The sequence below is a fragment of the Denitrificimonas caeni genome, assembly GCF_905120345.1.
Lineage (GTDB): Bacteria > Pseudomonadota > Gammaproteobacteria > Pseudomonadales > Pseudomonadaceae > Denitrificimonas > Denitrificimonas caeni_A.
The window spans coordinates 258,644-274,806 of record NZ_CAJHOA010000005.1 but is presented as its reverse complement, the minus strand read 5'-3'; the positions used below and the strand labels follow the sequence as shown (position 1 = coordinate 274,806).

Below are 16,163 nucleotides of genomic sequence, written 5' to 3'. Positions count from 1 at the left end.
GATTTATGATTGAATTTGAAGACCGCTTAACGGATTATATTTAACCTTGGCAGTTACACAGAATCATTTACAGGGTCCTGGCTGCGCATAGATCAGGGTAGAGAGTGCAGTACAAAAAAATATTAAGTATCTTATAAATATATTAATCATTTATCATCCCTAACTTAGTAGATAAGCAAATCTTTAGAACTCATGGATTAATTAAAGCATCTACCAATTAAAATTTATTATTTATTATTTATTTCATAAAAAAACATACTTACAATAATACAAGTCACCTATCAGTAATGCTTGCACTCACTGTTCGTACACCTAGCGACCCAGCACTGCGCCTGTGGCGAGCGCTTAACTAAACTAAACGCTCGCACTTTACAATTATAACGTAATTTTAGTACCCAACAACATTAAAAAACCCGCCAACCAGGTTGGATGTGCTGGCCAAGCCGGTGCAGTCACTAAGTTACCTTCGAGGTGTGCCCCAGTGACGTCCAACTCAACATAATGACCACCGGCCATTTCTACATCAGGACCACAGGCTGGATACGCTGCGCACTCACGATCGTCCAAAATACCTGCCGCCGCTAATAACTGCGGACCATGACAGACGGCTGCAATCGGCTTGTCAGCTTGATCAAATGCTTGTACCAACTCAAGCACTGTCGCGTTTAAACGCAGGTACTCAGGCGAGCGCCCACCTGGCACAACTAAACCATCGTAGTCTTGAGCTTTTACTTCATCAAAATCAAAGTTCAGGACAAAATTATGTCCAGGCTTTTCACTATAGGTTTGGTCACCTTCAAAGTCATGAATCGCGGTGCGCACAAACTCGCCGGCTTTTTTACCAGGGCAGACCGCATGCACAGTGTGACCAACCATCTGCAACGCTTGAAAAGGCACCATAACTTCGTAATCTTCTACGTAATCACCCACCAACATCAGAATTTTTTTAGCAGCCATGAGACGCTCCATGAATTAAAGGGCACGCAATATCAATATTACGGGCAAGGAAAATTTAAAAAGAAAAAATTATCGTTTTTTAGTACAACCATTTTACTATTAACACAGACAGGTTCAGTTTTTATTACATCTGCCAGATTTTTGTGTGCGTGCCATTAACACACATCTGTACTTCGTCATCAATCACGCTATTTGGTTTAATGAAATATCCCTTGGCCAATGACTTTAATCAGTAATACTACACGACATTCTCGCGACGACTGAAAGATGTTGCTGGCTGGTTAAAAATGGCCATATATAAGTCAAAAAAATAGCCAGGCAACGTAAGCAGCCTAGCTATTAGGGTGTTAAAGGCAGTAAAGAAAAGCTTTTTATGTTGATCAAGAGTGCAAACTGTATGGGTCACACTCAATCGGCGCCCTCCTCCGGTTTCAGCCGATCAATGCCGAAGGCTTTCATAACGTACGTTTCATAAACAGGGTCAGCCTTGCCCTTGCGCATCTTGCGCAGGAAGTACTTTTCATAGGCAACCTTGGCCAAATGCACCCATTTTCCGCTCATCGCTTTGGTCACGTTACGCGGCGGAATCTGCGGTAGAGCAATAAAGGCAAAACCACTGTCACCCATGTCGGCTAGACACATTGCATTCCAAGTTGCGCGTGCCTTTATAGGCTTACCGGCCAACACGTCGCGGAGATTGTTGGCAATAGCGGTCACCATCGACTCAATCATCAGGCCTGTCTTAGGCGCGCCAGTGGGTACGGGCGTAACCTCAACGGGCGGGATCGCCACACAAACACCGGCGGCAAAGATATTGGGAAATGTCGGGTTACGCTGGTGCTCGTCAATCAGGATGAAGCCACCTGGGTTGACCAGCCCCTCAATACCTTGCACCGCGTCAACGCCAGCAAAAGGCGGGATGAACATCGAGTAGGAAAATGGCAGTTCATGTGTTTTCAGCACTACGCCTTGCTCATCCAGTTGCTCGGCATTGATCTTACCTTGCTCAACTGAGGTGACACGTGCATTGCTGATCCATTTGATGTGGCGCTGACGCATCTCCGACTCCAACATGCCTTTGGAATCACCAATACCACCCAGCCCCATATGTCCGATATAGGGTTCGGAGGTGACGAACGTCATCGGGACACGATCACGCAACTTACGTCGCCGCAGATCGGTATCGAGAATCATTGCAAACTCATAGGCCGGACCGAAGCAGCTGGCGCCTTGCAGAGCGCCGACAACCACCGGCCCTGGCTTTGTCAGAAACTCTTCATAGGAGAGCCATGCCTTCTCGGCATGCGGGCCTGTGCACACCGACTGAGTAAAACCTTCTGGACCACTGCCCGGTACGCGCTCAAACGCCAACCGCGGGCCGGTGGTAATCACCAGATAGTCGTAGTTGAGGCTGTTGCCATCAACAAGATCAAGACGATTAGCCTCAGCCACCACCTTACTCGCTCGGGTCGGTACAAAACGTATATTGCGCGACTCGAGCGGCTCCGTCACATTCAGCCGTATTTCATCGGGCTTACGCCAACCCACGGCAAGCCAAGGATTGGATGGCGTGAAGTTGAAGACTGGCCCGTCACCCACCACCGTAATAGCGTGCTCCTTGCCGACTGCATCGCGGATCTCATAAGCAGCAGACATACCGCCAATCCCCGCGCCCAATATGATGATATTAGCCATAACGTCCAGCCTCCACACAAATGACGGCAATTAAGCCGATGCTGCGGCAGCGATTCAGCACGTTACAGCTGCCACAATAGAATCATATTTAATATTATTATTTTCAATAATTAATTGATATCTTAATGGTATAAAAAAGTCAACTATCCATAAGGCATACGCAATGCTTGTCAGAGGAGCTGTTCGTGTATCGGAAAAGCACGGGAAATAAAGGCTACGGGGCTAGCAGATGAGGCTGCAGCGACGAGCGGTCAGTACTTTTTTATAGACAAAAAAAAGAGCGAGCTTACGCTAACTCTCCAAGAAATTTGTTGCGGCTATGGTCAAGAAGAGCACGCTGAATACATGACTGATAACGATTTGGCGCAGAAGTATTAACTGATAAGGCCTGACTTTCTCAGACACTTTTTTGATTTAATAAATACTACTTTTCACAGATCATTGGTGACACCCGCTGATTGTGCGTGTGCCTGCGTTTTGGATTATAAAACATCTCGATGTAATGAAATATAGCCCGCTTTGCTTCTTCCCGTGTTTTGTATTTATGGCGGCGTATCTTTTTACCATAAAAGTGTCGGGGTTAATCAAGCCTTATCAAAAGCCAATAAAATCGTGGGCTAACCAGCAGCGCAAAAGGAACAACTTTCCAATTTTGAAGCAGACTCATTCTGAATAACGTGTAAAGCGATAGAACAAGTTGGGTTCACTGACCACATATAAATAGCCATCTTCGTCAATGTTTACGCCTTCTGCCTGTGGAATACCTTTGTGTAAACCCGCAAAACCTCTCGCTAGGGAGCGGAAACTAATCACTTTACCTTCAGTGGTTATTTCGATTAGCAGCTTCGACTCATCACTTAACAAAATCAAATGGCCACTCTTTTCATCGTAAGTGGCTGATGACACATCAGTTGCGAATACCTTGTTTTTTATCCAGCCTGATAGATTGCGCACACTCATAGGCCCACCTTCATCTAAGCTTTTACGCAGGCCACTGACCTCAAGCAGTTGAATAGGATCACGCTCTTTAGCCACATACAGGCGATCATTTTTAAGGTCGTAAGTAAGACTTTCTAAGCCTTTATTATCTTCATTCCAGAACGCAAGCTTTAGAGATGGATATTGATCTTGGATCAATGTCTGACCTTTAACGAGCATGCCATCAGCACTCACTGGAATATCTATGATGACTAAATTTTGTTTACGCTCTTCAGCAACCACCAACTGTCCATTACCAATATAAGTCACTGCCTCTACGTCATCGAATCCCTTAAGGCTATAGCGCGCCTGCACATCGCCATCTAGGTTTAAAGCAATCAACTCGTTAGGGCCATTAATGACAGCCCATAACATGCCCAGATCGCGGTCATAGGTCAGACCAGAAAGATTGTTGTTTATACCGATGACAGGCTTAGCATCGATCTCGACACGGTACGCTGGCAGCCACACGGCACGATCCTGCCAATCATCAGCATGCATGTAAGTTTTAAGCCAGTAATACAGGCGATAATCAAGACGCTGCGTATGTAACTGGAACGCAGCAACCACGAGCAAGCACAGCATTGCCCACATCCAGATACGAGCTCGCATCGAACGCCCAAGCCGTTTTGTAGCCTTTAAGCACATAAAGATCTCGTTTAGTTGTAGCAGAAAGGAGGTTTATTCGAATTAATGAGTGCTGACACAATTAATATCATCTAGTATTTGCGGGTCAAAATTCTACTCTTAGAATGCTGGTTTTACAGGTCTAACATATTGATTACACTAGACTTGATGACCATGTCTGAGCGCCATACCACGCGCTGCATCGCTTTAAGTTATTCATGCTTAACGAGCGTACCCATGGCGGTATTCTTTTAAAGAGATTACTCGACCACGGGTCGTTACCTAGCTCTGTTTGCGGATTTTTTAAGTATTAGTCATCTTGTCGGTTTTTTAAAATCTCGCCAGTAGCGGCATCCATTTCAACTTCCCATTTCTGGCCTTTATCGTCACGCAGATCAACTTTGTAAACATAACGGCCATATGACTCATCAAGCTCAGTATCTAACATGGTGGCCTTTGGGTGTTGCGCTAAAGCCGTCTGATCAAGTTTATCAAAGGCTAAAATCGCGCCTGAAGTGCTTAGCTCCACTGTTTTAGCTGGACTGACATCAGCTTGTGCCAAACTCGCACCCATCATTAAAGCTACGGACATGCATAATGTAGTTAAAGTTTTCATGGTTATTTCCTTGTCTGGGCTGCTGCAACACAACATTATTGTGTGTCTACACTGCATAGACTACAGGGGCGGCATTAATTCAAACTTAAAAACATTTTTTTTCAACAAGAACTAAAAGCTCTTCACAAACGTTATTTTGCGCATTAAAGTCGGTAATCCCCCATCTATACTAGGATTCAGAAGTAGAGATCAGCTCACTATGGCTTTGCCACTTACTACTCGTTGTGCCATCTCACAACGCTGAGACAGCTTCAGCACTTTTTTCGATAACCTCTTTAAGAATCTCAGTCTTCAAACGACCCTCAGTGTACGTTTTTTTAAGCCGACGGTTTCCTTTTTCATGCTCCTTTAAACACGTCATCATTGGCGTATCCATACCACCAAACCTGGTACGTCACTTGTAGAAAGTTGCGCTGCTCATACTATGCTAACGGCACAACTATGGAGCAGATATACCGTTTTCAATTTGCTTTAAGACTAAGAGGATTTGGCTGTCAGTAAATCGTGATTTTTGACCGCTACGCGTTACTGCGTTGTATTCAGAATCTTCTTGCATATAGCTCATGGAAAACTCTAGTTATGAGTATTTCTATTTTTCGGGGGGAGTTAGCGCATCAATTTGTGCTTGCGCCTGCGAGTATGAATCCTGTCGTAGCGCTTCTTGCATGGTTGTATAGTTCATTGTTACTGAAGTGATATCGGTCACACCGAGCATTTGCAGAACTGCTTTTAAATAGGGTTCTTGAAAATCCATATGTTCATAGATTTCCCCACTACCGAAGCCGTAACCACCGCGAACTAAAAACAGGTAAGCTTTTTTGTTAGCCAGCCGTCCGACATAAGGGCTACCGAGTGTGCCTGGCACTAGCGAGGTTGTAACGCCCATGCGGATAACCTGATCGATATAGGCTTTAAGTGTGCTTGGCACTGACAAATTATGCATCGGGCTAGCGATGACAATGACATCAGCGTCTTGTAACTCTTTGACCAGCTCATCGCTGAATGACAGTGCCTGTTTATCCTCACAGCTTCTCAAGTTCTCTGGAGTAAACGCAGCTTTGACCCAGTGTTGATTGACGTGAGGAATGTTTACATTGCCCAGCTCACGAAAGATGAAAATATCATTAGGGTTGTGCTGCTTGCATCGATCAACAAAATGTTCAGTCAACAGCCGACTGTACGAGTTATTGTGGTTTGGACTGGCATTTATAACTAAAATAGTTCTCATGGGTGCTCCCAATACTGACGATACACTTTTACTTTTAATCGACGTTAAACGGTTTAATTTGCTATCTGCTTAATCAACGTTCTTGGCGTAAGAACCTGCGGTAATACCTCAGGTTCACTCTCGCCGGGCGTGTACCAGAGGTAAAGAGGCACACCCGAGCGCCCATGTTGTCCAAGAAATGCTGTGATGTTCGCGTCGCCATTAGTCCAGTCACCGCGCATGACCACCACCGCGGCTTGTGCAAATGCTTTACGGGTTTCATCGCGGTCGATCGCCACCTGCTCATTCACCTTACAGGTCACACACCAGTCTGCGGTGAAGTATAGAAAAACCGGTTTATTATCCTTACGCAAACGCTCTAACTGGATTTCATCAAAGGCTAATTGATCGGCCTTTTGCTCAATAAGTACGCGCTTTTGTTCTAACAGTGGCAGCCCAAGGAACAGTGCTAAAACTGCAGCAAAAACAGCGGGTAACCACGCTGTTTTTTTGAATGCACGTTGACGCAACCCAGTTACCCATAACCCCAAGGCCAGGAGCATACTGCAACCGATAACAGCGACGAGTGCGGTGGCGGTGACTTGCTGGCTGAGCACCCAGAATAGAGCTAAAGCAGTCAAGAACATGGGTACCGCCAATACATTGCGCAGCGTTTGCATCCATGCCCCGGGTTTAGGGAGGCAGCGCTGCAATGCTGGAACAAAACCGAGTAGTAAAAAGGGTAAAGCGATACCCAGCCCAAGCCCTGCAAAAATCAGCAAAGCTGCGCCAGTCGGCAGAATCAGAGCAGCGCCAAGCGCGGCAGCCATAAATGGACCGGTACAAGGGGTTGCGACAAATGCAGCGAGTGCACCTGTCCAGAACGCACCCGCAGTACCCTCCCTATCAGCCAGTCCAGAGCCTGCATTTAAAGATGACAATTCAAATAGCCCAGAAAGATTAAAAGCTATCGTGCTGGTCAGCAGCAGTAACACCAAGATCACCCGAGGGTCTTGTAACTGAAACGCCCAGCCAACTTGAGTGCCGCCCGCTCGTAATACTAGTAGCAGTCCGCCCAGCATTAAGCAGACTAAAACCACTCCCAACGTGTAGGCAACCGCCTCCCTACGCGCATGTGTCGCATGACTGCTGGAACGAGCAATACTCAGTGCTTTTAGGCTAAGGATTGGAAATACACACGGCATTAAGTTCAGTAATATACCGCCCAGTACCGCCCCCCCTAAGGCGAGCAAGGTCACTGTCAGCGTGTTTTCATTGTTGATTTGAACTACGCCGCTAGAAGCCTCCACATCAAGACCCAAACCATTGCCGAGTGACAATGTACCTGCAAAAGACTCTATGTGTTGCTGACCCGCTTGCGTCTCAATCATTAACACATCGCCGTTACGCTGAAAACGCTGTTCTGCCGAGTTGACCAGTACGTTTTTAGTGGCTGAATACAGGTGTGGTTGATCGATGTGCATGGACTCTGGAAACGGCACCATTAAACGAAACACGCCGTCATCAACGGTAAAACTTGCTTTCGATCCCAAAGAGCGCGGCAGTGCTTGTCGCCATTGGGAAAATTGCGTCTGTACCGCCGCATCATGTGCTCCATCGCCAACCCGCAAGGAGATATTCAATTCGGCACTTTCTGGCACACAGGCATCATAACGACAGGCCAGATAGCGCATCTCTAACCCAATGGCTAAGGACGTACCCACCGCCAAGCCTGCAGGGATTCTAAGCGGCACCAGCAATGCATAGGGGTGCTCGTAAACATGATTCATCAAACCATCGATGAGTAATGTTTGCGGTACAGGATAAGCAGTTTCACCAGCACTTACACCGTCAGGGAGGCTCCAGGTTAACTGAGGCGCTAGACCTGCATCGCCGGGTTCTTTCCAGTAGCCATGCCACTCACCTTGTGGCTCCATAAAAATGGCTAAGGTGACACTGCTATCAGAGGCCGGTGTTTGGCTTTCAGCAACCAATGACGAAGCGATTAACACCTCATCATAGTCCGGCAGCTGAAGCTCTGCGGTGGCTAACGATGTGCCACTCAAAAACAGCAATAACACAAGCGCCTTGATTGTTGAAATAGACACGAAGAACCCAGCCTAAAGTCAGTGAATAAGAAATGGGCAGATGCTCTCACAACAACCCATACTCACGAATGCGCTTAGCGTAGAGACTGCACCGCATCCTGTAGTTGGGTGTCCTCTGGTCCGAGTGCTTTACTCACCCGCCCTTTGCTATCAATCAGCACTACGCTTGGAATTTCACGGATAGCAAATGCACGGAACAGCGCATCTTCGGCGTCCAATGCAAGTGGCAATTTGGTTTGAGTGGTTTTTTGATAGTCCAGCACATCGTCCTCTGCTGCCCACAGGCCAGACGACACACCGAGCCACTCAACTTTGTTTTGCTTGAGCAGTGTTTCAACATTTTCACGTACACGCAGGCACGCTTTCGACGTTTGTGGACGGCTCTCTGCTAGGTATGATTCACACCAAGGCGCGAAGAAAACTAACGCCTGGGCTTTGCCGGATACTGTTTTGCCAAGCTCAATTTTAACGCCATCAATGGTCGTCACTTGCAGACCAGTGACATGATCACCGACAGCAAATACCCTTTCAGCAGCTTTTTTCGCAACTTTTGGTTGAGTGGAGCTCACGGCATCAGGCGCTAATACTTTCTGTAGCGCGTCATGCAATTCTTGATCATCCAAATGGCCAACGTGAATAATCTTGCCGCTGCGATCGATCAAAACATGTTGCGGTGTTACGCGCAGATTAAGGTTGGCCGCCAAACGCCCGTCATCAATAACGATCGGCATACTTAGGCCGTGTTTTTCGCGATAGGCAAGTACAGACTCGCGATCATCACTAAAGCCGGTGTTGACTGCAATAATCTGAATTTTATCACCCATGGCTTGCTGGTTTTTTTCAAAGCCTGGCATTTGCTGAAGACAAGGTACGCACCATGTTGCCCAGAATTTCAAATAGACCGGCTTTTCACCGTAATACTGAGACAAGTCGATTTCTTCACCATCAACAGTCTTAAGTATCGCGACTGGTCCAGGCTGGCCAATGAGTGAAGCGCCTGCAGTTTGTGCGCGACGCTTACCTTCCGCGTCATAGCTGCTATCAGCATACGCAAGCTGGCAAACACCCGCGAGCAACAACAATGCTGCCAAATATTTATAGCTTGTTGAGAAAATGGATAGTCGCACAGTTAAACTCCTTTAAGTCGCCGTTCAAAAGACATCACCGTTTTCGCACGCTACAAGCCAACGACAACGACCTGACTACACGCTTCATATTGACGGTGTGAACAGTCATCATCATCTACGCTTAAAGGTCCATAATAAAGCACCAAGAATGAATTATTTCGCTGTACCATTAGATATGCATGATTTACAGATTCAACTCAGCCGCGATGCTGGTATCCCAATCGCCGAGCAAATAAGCACAGCAATTGGCGCATCCATTCGTAACGGCCAGCTCTATTCAGGCGCTCGCCTGCCTTCTTGGCGTGATCTTAGTGCTCAGCTTGGTGTGGCACGCGGCACTGTGCGAGTCGCCTACGAGCACCTGATTGATGAACAACTCATCGTTTCACGCGGCGCTGCCGGCACTTTTGTTGCACATCAAGGCTTGGTGGCCAACGATACAGACACCAGCGAGCTGCGCAGTCCGCTGCCTGATTTCTTTACTCATCCGTTTAGCCAAGCGCCTTTGATATTTCAAATGGGTGTGCCAGCTCAAGATGTGTTTCCCGCTAAGCTTTGGAGTCGGTTAATATCGGCAGCCGCACGCCAAGCGGCCACAAACTGTTCAGTCAGTTACCCAGACCCGCGAGGTGAGCGGGTACTACGCACTGAAATTGCGGCCTACTTATCTGTTGCACGCGGTTTAAGCTGCACGCCGGAACAAATCATTATGACCAACGGTTATACAGGTGCTTTAGGTTTAATTATTCATGCATTGGGTCTAAAAGATCACACCGCGTGGATTGAGGAACCCGGTTACCCACTAACACGCACAGCACTGCGCATGGCAGGCCTCAAACCCATAGCCGTTAACATTGATGAGCAAGGACTGTGCGTCAGCGAGGGAATTGCTCAAGCACCACAAGCCTCGCTAGCCGTGGTGACGGCAGGTCAGCAAGCACCGCTGGGTATGACTTTATCGCTATCACGACGCCATCAGCTACTCGATTGGGCGCAACAGACTAACAGCTGGATCATTGAAGATGACTACTTGAGTGAGCTGCAATTGTTAGGACGAGCAGCACCAGCGCTCGCCTCACTTGACCGCTGCGGTCGAGTGATTCATGTCGGCACCTTCAGTAAGACAATAAGCCCTTCATTGCGTATGGGTTTTATCGTCGTGCCAGTAGAGCATGCTAATCACTTTGCCGACGTTGCCGCCGCACTGGCTCCCGCATCATCCATTCTCACTCAGTTGGCGTTGGCCGAATTCATGCGTAAGGGCCATTATTTACGGCACTTGCGACGTATGAAACGCGTGTATAAAAACCGTCTTGAGGCATTGCGCCTGGCGCTGCAACTACCCAACACGAGCAACGCAATGACTGGGCTGGCACTGCTCTTTAGGCTGCCAGAGCATGTCGATGACACTGCGATTGCTCAGCAAGCCGCTGCGCTTAATTTAGCACCTTCGCCGCTTTCAGCGTGGTATAGCAAACCAAACACGGCTCAATCAGGGCTATTGCTCGGCATCACAAACTTACCAGAAGAAGGTCTGGATATATCTTGTGAGCAGCTGAGGCAGTTAATTGAAGGTCATATCTGATATTTAATAGATGAGCGCTAAGCTTAATCTGAAATAAATTTAAGTTGGAGAGTACGACATGCAAGCAGCTGTATTAGACAAGTTAGGCAACATCCCTGTGTATGGCGACATAGCTCAACCCATTCCAGCAAATGAAGATCAGCTGGTAATCAAGATGGAAGCTGCCACCATCAAACAAATAGATAAATTGAAAGTCAGTGGTAAGCACTACACAAGTTTTCCCAGCTTCCCCACCACAGTGGGTATTGATGGCGTAGGGCGTTTGGATAACGGTCAGCGCGTGTATGCTATGGGTCTTACCGGCATGATTGCTGAGTATGCTCTCGTTGATAAAGCGAACTGTGTCCCGGTACCTGAAAATTTGTCATCAGCACTGGCCGCTGTACTACCAAACGCATTGTTGGGCTCTGACGCTGCGTTAGTGTGCCGCGCCAAAATTCAGAAAGGCGATGTAGTACTTATTAACGGTGCAACAGGCGTGTCTGGCCGCATGGCGGTGCAAACGGCAAAATACCGTGGAGCAAGCCGCATTATAGTCACTGGCCGTAATGCTCAATCATTGGCTTATTTACAGCAGCTAGGCGCTGATGTCTGCATTTCATTGCTCGATGACGACACCGCGATTATGCAGCAGTTAATGCAAGTTCAGCAGCAAACCCCGATTGATCATGTACTGGATTATTTGTGGGGCAAGCCTACCGAGCTTCTTTTGAGTGTATTGGCGAAACAGTGCGAAAAACCTATCAATATTATTACGATTGGGCAAATGGCCTCGGCTGAAATAAACCTGCCGTCAGGCATTTTACGCAGTAAGCCAATCAGTCTGTTAGGTTCAGGGTTTGGCAGCATTAGTGCGCAATTAATGCATGATTACCATCAAAATGAATTACCCAAGCTCTTTGCTTTAGCAGCTGAAGGAGGCTTACTGGCAGACTATGAACTCCACTCTTTAGAGCAAGTCGAGCAGGCCTGGCAAGCCAAAACCGCACCAGGGTCACGTATCGTTATTAATATTTAAATGTCGAATAATTTTAATGTTTTTTAAGACAAAGCAGGTGGCAACAAGATTAGCGTTAAGGCAAGGGCTGGGGAAGTCAGGCTTTATCAGTATGTGATTGATAAAACTCAAAAGGTTGCAGCACCAGGTAACGGTAGATTGTTTCAGTCGTGTCGGTCTGCATTTAGGGGCACTTACTTGCGTTGCGGATTTAGTACACCTGGGCAAATGACTCACATTCTTCGGCATACGCTTGCTAGTCATTACATGATGGCAGGAGGTGATATTTTAAGTTTGCAGCGGATCTTAGGACATCAAGATATAAAGGTGACTATGCGCTACTCACACTTCTCACCTGAGCATTTAGATACGGTTTTGAGTCTCTCGCCGTTAGCACAATCAGGGCACACCTTAGGCACAATCTAGGCACAAGGCAAAAAAAAGGGGCTAGCATCTCTGCTAACCCTTAATAATTTGGGAGCTATAGTCATTTGTGGTGTATGAGGGGAAAAGAGGGTGGCGTATCCTGTTGATTGTTTCCGACAAGAAATAATTAACAGTAGAGCGATACGCCATGACAAATACTACCCTGAATGTTCTTTCACAACCAGATGAAACTGGCACTGATGTGCTAACTGCTTTATTGCGTAATGGTGCTCGCCAGCTCATTGCGCAAGCAGTTGAAGTAGAGCTGCAGCAACTGCTGCAAGCTCATGAAGAACTGCGTTTACCCGATGGCCGCAAAGCTGTGGTGCGTAACGGCTATTTGCCTGAGCGCAGCATCCAAACGGGCATTGGCGATGTTGATATCAAGGTGCCAAAAGTGCGTGATCGTAGCGGCTCTGGTATTCGTTTTACCAGCGCACTGCTACCGCCATACCTCAAGCGTGCCCGCAGCGTTGAAGAGTTATTACCGTGGCTGTATCTCAAAGGTATTTCCACTGGAGACTACCAAGAAGCCCTAGCAGCCTTGCTGGGTGAGAATGCCAAAGGCCTGTCAGCTAACACCATTTCCAGGCTCAAGGAACGCTGGATTGATGAGCGCCGAGAGTGGCGACAGCGCGATTTGAGTGACAAGCGCTACGCGTACCTTTGGGTTGACGGTATTTACAGCAACGTCCGCCTCGATGACCGCCTGTACTTGCTGGTGGTGATGGGCGTGACAGAGCATGGCCGCAAGGAGCTGATTGCTGTTGAAGAAGGCTATCGTGAGTCTGAAGCCAGCTGGCTTGAGCTGCTGAATGGCCTGGTTGCGCGTGGGCTTACGACCTGCCCAAAGCTGGCAACAGCTGACGGCGCTCTGGGCTTCTGGAAGGCTCTGAGCAAAGTGTACCCGCAGACCAAACAGCAACGTTGCTGGGTGCATAAGACGGCCAATGTGCTCAACAAACTGCCTAAGGCAGTACAGCCAAAAGTGAAGGAGGCACTGCATGATATCTGGATGGCAGAGACGCGTGAGAACGCCCATAAAGCCTTTGATACGACGCTGGCAAGATTTACTGCTAAGTACCCACGCGCAATGGAATGCTTAGCTAAAGACCGTGAGAGCATGTTGGCTTTCTACGATTTTCCAGCAGAACATTGGGTGAGTATACGCACCACCAACCCGATTGAATCTGCCTTCGCTACAGTACGTTTAAGAACCAGTAAGACCCGCAACTGCGGTTCAAGAAGCACAACTCTAGCAATGGTTTATAAATTGCTGCAATCAGCGCAAAAACGCTGGAACCGCCTGAAAGGATTTCAACTGTTAACCCTCGTGGTCAATAACGTTAAATTCCAAGACGGCGAACAAGTAATGGAGCAATCAGACAGGAAAACCGCCTGATGCTCGTACACCAGATTTGACCATAACTCCCGGCCAGTCGCCAACAGCCGCAGCGCTGGCGAATTATTTGGCTATTAGCCGCTTTCCTTCCCGCCTCTAGTATTGCTTTATCTAGAGTTTATTTAACTGCACACTGGCCTACCGACATCTTAGCTGGCGCGCTATTGGCCAGTTTAGTTTGCTCTGTCAGTCTTGCGATAACACAAACCAAGCACCCTATTGCGACCTTATCAAAGCGCCACTGGCAGATCATCCTACCTGTGCTCTTGGTTTCTTTTACTGTGTTAGTAAGCTGGAACCTGAGCATAGCCTTGCAACTGTATGCGTATTAAAAATAAAGGGATAGCAGTGGTGTGGAACTACATTTTTAACAGTTTGTTTGAATGGTGGGAAAGCACCCGTAATTATCCCGAACGCACCGTGGCAATTCGTATTGCCCATGTCAGCTTATTTGAGTTGGGACTGATGCTGCTGACCATTCCGTTGTACATGTGGTGGTATCAGGTAGGGCCACTGCGTGCGTTAGTTATGGAAGCCACCATTCTAATTTTCTTCTTGTTCTATACTTTTATCTTCACCTGGGGCTTTGATTTAGTATTTGCACTGCCAGAAAGACAAGAGGAGCAAGCGCTAGAAAGCTAGCGCTGCTGAAACTCTTGTAGCTGCTGCAAAATATCCTGCCAAATGTGATGATTGGCCTTTCTAAAATAGCCAAAGTGGCCGATTGCTCGTTTGGGGCTGCTGGCTGCATCGTAGCTTTTAAAGCTAATGCCATGTTGACTGTGGATATGTTTCCAGAGGTTTTCGGTGTTTTTCGGGGTGGAGATTTCATCATCCGAAGCAGTAATAACATGCACCGGAAATCCCAGTTGTTGATAGATACTATTAGGCACCGCCTCAGCGTAGTATTTAGGCGAGAAAAACATACTGTCTTCTTTGCACCAGTTGCCCCACTCAATTGCCATCTGGCTGGGCAAATCTTCCATTAACTTGAGTTTTTTCGCCGGAACATAGCCACATAAGCGCACGCTAAGCGGTACGATGACTCTAAAAAATAAGTTGGCTTGCAAGCGATAACCTAAGGGCATATGCGGCATATGACCCGCTGAGACCGCCACCGCAACTAATCCAGCTAATTGTTGGCTGGCTTCGGTAAAGCCAATTTGCTGACCGCCTGCGCTGTGGCCAATGCAATATAGCGGTAGCTCAGGAAACAGAGCCTTCGCCTGATTAATCGCCGCTGGAATATCGTAGTTACCAATATCAGCATAACGATAGGAGCTATGTTTGATGCTGCCGGTGCGTGATTCGCAGCAACCTCGGTAATTCCACAGCAACACATGGTAGCCCTGCTCGGCTAAAAACTGCGCAAAAGGCAGATAAAATGAGGTCTTAGTCGCGGTACCAGGGTTAATGAGGACAACAGCTTTAGCAGCTTTAGCCTCAATCAGCTGCCCAGCTAAAGACACCTGATCGGTTGTTGTAAATTGTATTTTCATGGTGTTTTGCTCAAAAAATGACTATTCAAATGCATCTAGTCTTACTATGCTAAACCTTGGAGCGTACTCCAAGGTCAAGCGCAAGAGGAATTCCATGCAAATTAAACAAGTTGCTGAAAAAACTGGCTTAAGCCGCGATACCATTCGTTTCTATGAGCAGCAAGGGCTAATCGCTGAGCCAAAGCGCGCAGATAATGGCTATCGGCATTACGATGAGTCGGTGATTTTGCATTTAAATATGATCAATCAGGCTAAAGATTTAGGCTTTACCTTAAAAGAGATCAAGCAATTGGTGCAGCTGTTGTATTCACGTGAACTAACCCAAGCGCAGATGCAGCGGCAATTGCAAATAAAGCGCGAAGAAATTAATCGTAAACTCAGTGAGCTGGAAAGTATTCGTCAGCAAATTGATTTAGCCTTAGCCGGCTTATGTAAGTATCGCGAACAGTTAAAGGCGTAACTGCCTTATAGGATGCCCATGCAGATCACCGGTCGTCAGCAAGGATTAACCATTACCCCTATTTGGCGTTTAGCCTTTCGGCCATTTTTTCTATTTGGCATGGGCTTTGCCGCATTAGCCGTGCCTTTATGGGTGTTAGCGCTCAATGGTTATCTGGTCGATTTTGCGCCGGCTAGCGGGTGGCTTAATTGGCATCAGCACGAGCTGATTTTTGGGTTTGCAGAGAATCCTAGGGCATCAAGATATAAAGGTGACTATGCGCTATTCGCACTTCTCACCGAAGCATTTAAACACGGTGTTGAGCCTGTCGTCTTTGGCACAGTCAGGGCACATCGTAGTCACACGGGAATAAAAAAAGGGCTAGCATCTCTGCTAACCCTTAATAATTTGGTGGCTACACCGGGATTTGAACCTGGGACATCAGCATTATGAATGCTGCGCTCTAACCAACTGAGCTATGTAGCCAACTGGCGCGCATT

The 16,163-nt window shown here is 47.3% G+C and carries 15 protein-coding genes, 1 tRNA gene and 3 pseudogenes; 8 read left to right on the top strand and 11 right to left on the bottom strand.

Annotation, left to right across the window (positions count from 1 at the left end):
• Window positions 1–375: 375 nt before the first annotated feature.
• From JYJ62_RS11415 to JYJ62_RS11380, 9 genes and pseudogenes are all read right to left on the bottom strand, one after another.
• Complete coding sequence (locus JYJ62_RS11415; protein ID WP_205342341.1) at window positions 376–957, bottom strand: DJ-1/PfpI family protein; 582 nt, start codon at window positions 955–957, stop codon at window positions 376–378.
• A gap of 408 nt (window positions 958–1,365) precedes the next feature.
• Window positions 1,366–2,652 carry an NAD(P)/FAD-dependent oxidoreductase gene (locus tag JYJ62_RS11410; RefSeq protein ID WP_205342340.1) on the bottom strand — a complete coding sequence of 429 codons (1,287 nt, stop codon included), beginning with the start codon at window positions 2,650–2,652 and terminating at the stop codon, window positions 1,366–1,368.
• A gap of 424 nt (window positions 2,653–3,076) precedes the next feature.
• Window positions 3,077–3,214: pseudogene (locus JYJ62_RS15995) on the bottom strand (IS3 family transposase); the annotation flags it as partial.
• A 101-nt stretch (window positions 3,215–3,315) separates the two neighbouring features.
• Window positions 3,316–4,278, bottom strand: a complete 963-nt coding sequence (locus JYJ62_RS11400) for an SdiA-regulated domain-containing protein (protein WP_205342339.1) — start codon at window positions 4,276–4,278, stop codon at window positions 3,316–3,318.
• A gap of 289 nt (window positions 4,279–4,567) precedes the next feature.
• Window positions 4,568–4,873 carry a PepSY domain-containing protein gene (locus JYJ62_RS11395; protein ID WP_205342338.1) on the bottom strand — a complete coding sequence of 102 codons (306 nt, stop codon included), beginning with the start codon at window positions 4,871–4,873 and terminating at the stop codon, window positions 4,568–4,570.
• 198 nt (window positions 4,874–5,071) lie between these two features.
• Window positions 5,072–5,429, bottom strand: a pseudogene (locus tag JYJ62_RS15840) (transposase); the annotation flags it as partial.
• 33 nt (window positions 5,430–5,462) lie between these two features.
• Entirely contained in the window at window positions 5,463–6,101 is a 639-nt protein-coding gene (locus JYJ62_RS11390; RefSeq protein WP_205342337.1) for an FMN-dependent NADH-azoreductase, read from the bottom strand.
• A 53-nt stretch (window positions 6,102–6,154) separates the two neighbouring features.
• Window positions 6,155–8,188, bottom strand: coding sequence for a protein-disulfide reductase DsbD family protein (locus JYJ62_RS11385; RefSeq protein ID WP_205342336.1), 2,034 nt, complete (start codon window positions 8,186–8,188; stop codon window positions 6,155–6,157).
• Between the two features lie 74 nt (window positions 8,189–8,262).
• Window positions 8,263–9,315 carry a TlpA family protein disulfide reductase gene (locus JYJ62_RS11380; RefSeq protein WP_205342335.1) on the bottom strand — a complete coding sequence of 351 codons (1,053 nt, stop codon included), beginning with the start codon at window positions 9,313–9,315 and terminating at the stop codon, window positions 8,263–8,265.
• 148 nt (window positions 9,316–9,463) lie between these two features.
• Here JYJ62_RS11380 and JYJ62_RS11375 point away from each other — a divergent pair, with 148 nt between their 5' ends.
• The 6 genes and pseudogenes from JYJ62_RS11375 to JYJ62_RS11350 all read left to right on the top strand — a co-directional run bounded on the left by JYJ62_RS11375 (window position 9,464) and on the right by JYJ62_RS11350 (window position 14,367).
• Window positions 9,464–10,900 (top strand): PLP-dependent aminotransferase family protein, encoded by a 1,437-nt coding sequence (locus tag JYJ62_RS11375; protein WP_232365770.1) that lies wholly within the window; start codon window positions 9,464–9,466, stop codon window positions 10,898–10,900.
• Between the two features lie 58 nt (window positions 10,901–10,958).
• On the top strand, window positions 10,959–11,918 hold the full coding sequence (locus tag JYJ62_RS11370; RefSeq protein WP_205342334.1) for a quinone oxidoreductase family protein: 960 nt from the start codon (window positions 10,959–10,961) through the stop codon (window positions 11,916–11,918).
• 111 nt (window positions 11,919–12,029) lie between these two features.
• Window positions 12,030–12,323 (top strand): annotated as a pseudogene (locus tag JYJ62_RS11365) (tyrosine-type recombinase/integrase); the annotation flags it as partial.
• Between the two features lie 148 nt (window positions 12,324–12,471).
• The gene (locus JYJ62_RS11360) at window positions 12,472–13,725 is read left to right on the top strand and encodes an IS256 family transposase (RefSeq protein ID WP_205342333.1); all 1,254 of its coding nucleotides are present in this window, start codon (window positions 12,472–12,474) and stop codon (window positions 13,723–13,725) included.
• Between the two features lie 62 nt (window positions 13,726–13,787).
• On the top strand, window positions 13,788–14,057 hold the full coding sequence (locus tag JYJ62_RS11355; protein ID WP_205342352.1) for a phosphatase PAP2 family protein: 270 nt from the start codon (window positions 13,788–13,790) through the stop codon (window positions 14,055–14,057).
• The gene (locus JYJ62_RS11350) at window positions 14,047–14,367 is read left to right on the top strand and encodes a PACE efflux transporter (RefSeq protein ID WP_022966842.1); all 321 of its coding nucleotides are present in this window, start codon (window positions 14,047–14,049) and stop codon (window positions 14,365–14,367) included. Before JYJ62_RS11355 ends, JYJ62_RS11350 begins: the two co-directional genes overlap by 11 nt.
• Here JYJ62_RS11350 and JYJ62_RS11345 read toward each other — a convergent pair.
• Complete coding sequence (locus JYJ62_RS11345) at window positions 14,364–15,224, bottom strand: alpha/beta fold hydrolase (RefSeq protein WP_205342332.1); 861 nt, start codon at window positions 15,222–15,224, stop codon at window positions 14,364–14,366. The genes JYJ62_RS11350 and JYJ62_RS11345 overlap by 4 nt on opposite strands.
• 94 nt (window positions 15,225–15,318) lie before the next feature.
• On the opposite strand from JYJ62_RS11345, the gene JYJ62_RS11340 reads away from it, so the two are divergent.
• Together JYJ62_RS11340 and JYJ62_RS15990 are read left to right on the top strand one after the other, a co-directional pair.
• A complete protein-coding gene (locus tag JYJ62_RS11340) occupies window positions 15,319–15,684 on the top strand; it encodes a MerR family transcriptional regulator (protein ID WP_205342331.1) in 366 nt (121 codons plus the stop codon).
• A 12-nt stretch (window positions 15,685–15,696) separates the two neighbouring features.
• Window positions 15,697–16,116 (top strand): NnrS family protein, encoded by a 420-nt coding sequence (locus JYJ62_RS15990; protein ID WP_420042844.1) that lies wholly within the window; start codon window positions 15,697–15,699, stop codon window positions 16,114–16,116.
• Here the strand turns inward: JYJ62_RS15990 and JYJ62_RS11330 are convergent.
• Window positions 16,073–16,149 (bottom strand) — tRNA-Met (locus tag JYJ62_RS11330). The two genes, JYJ62_RS15990 and JYJ62_RS11330, sit on opposite strands and share 44 nt — an antisense overlap.
• Between the last annotated feature and the right edge of the window lie 14 nt (window positions 16,150–16,163).

Coding starts and splice junctions, on each gene's coding strand:
- JYJ62_RS11415 (WP_205342341.1), bottom strand. CDS start 957: ATGGCTGCTAAAAAAATTCTGATGTTGGTGGGTGATTACGTAGAAGAT.
- JYJ62_RS11410 (WP_205342340.1), bottom strand. CDS start 2,652: ATGGCTAATATCATCATATTGGGCGCGGGGATTGGCGGTATGTCTGCT.
- JYJ62_RS11400 (WP_205342339.1), bottom strand. CDS start 4,278: ATGTGCTTAAAGGCTACAAAACGGCTTGGGCGTTCGATGCGAGCTCGT.
- JYJ62_RS11395 (WP_205342338.1), bottom strand. CDS start 4,873: ATGAAAACTTTAACTACATTATGCATGTCCGTAGCTTTAATGATGGGT.
- JYJ62_RS11390 (WP_205342337.1), bottom strand. CDS start 6,101: ATGAGAACTATTTTAGTTATAAATGCCAGTCCAAACCACAATAACTCG.
- JYJ62_RS11375 (WP_232365770.1), top strand. CDS start 9,464: ATGAATTATTTCGCTGTACCATTAGATATGCATGATTTACAGATTCAA.
- JYJ62_RS11370 (WP_205342334.1), top strand. CDS start 10,959: ATGCAAGCAGCTGTATTAGACAAGTTAGGCAACATCCCTGTGTATGGC.
- JYJ62_RS11360 (WP_205342333.1), top strand. CDS start 12,472: ATGACAAATACTACCCTGAATGTTCTTTCACAACCAGATGAAACTGGC.
- JYJ62_RS11350 (WP_022966842.1), top strand. CDS start 14,047: ATGCGTATTAAAAATAAAGGGATAGCAGTGGTGTGGAACTACATTTTT.
- JYJ62_RS11345 (WP_205342332.1), bottom strand. CDS start 15,224: ATGAAAATACAATTTACAACAACCGATCAGGTGTCTTTAGCTGGGCAG.
- JYJ62_RS11340 (WP_205342331.1), top strand. CDS start 15,319: ATGCAAATTAAACAAGTTGCTGAAAAAACTGGCTTAAGCCGCGATACC.
- JYJ62_RS15990 (WP_420042844.1), top strand. CDS start 15,697: ATGCCCATGCAGATCACCGGTCGTCAGCAAGGATTAACCATTACCCCT.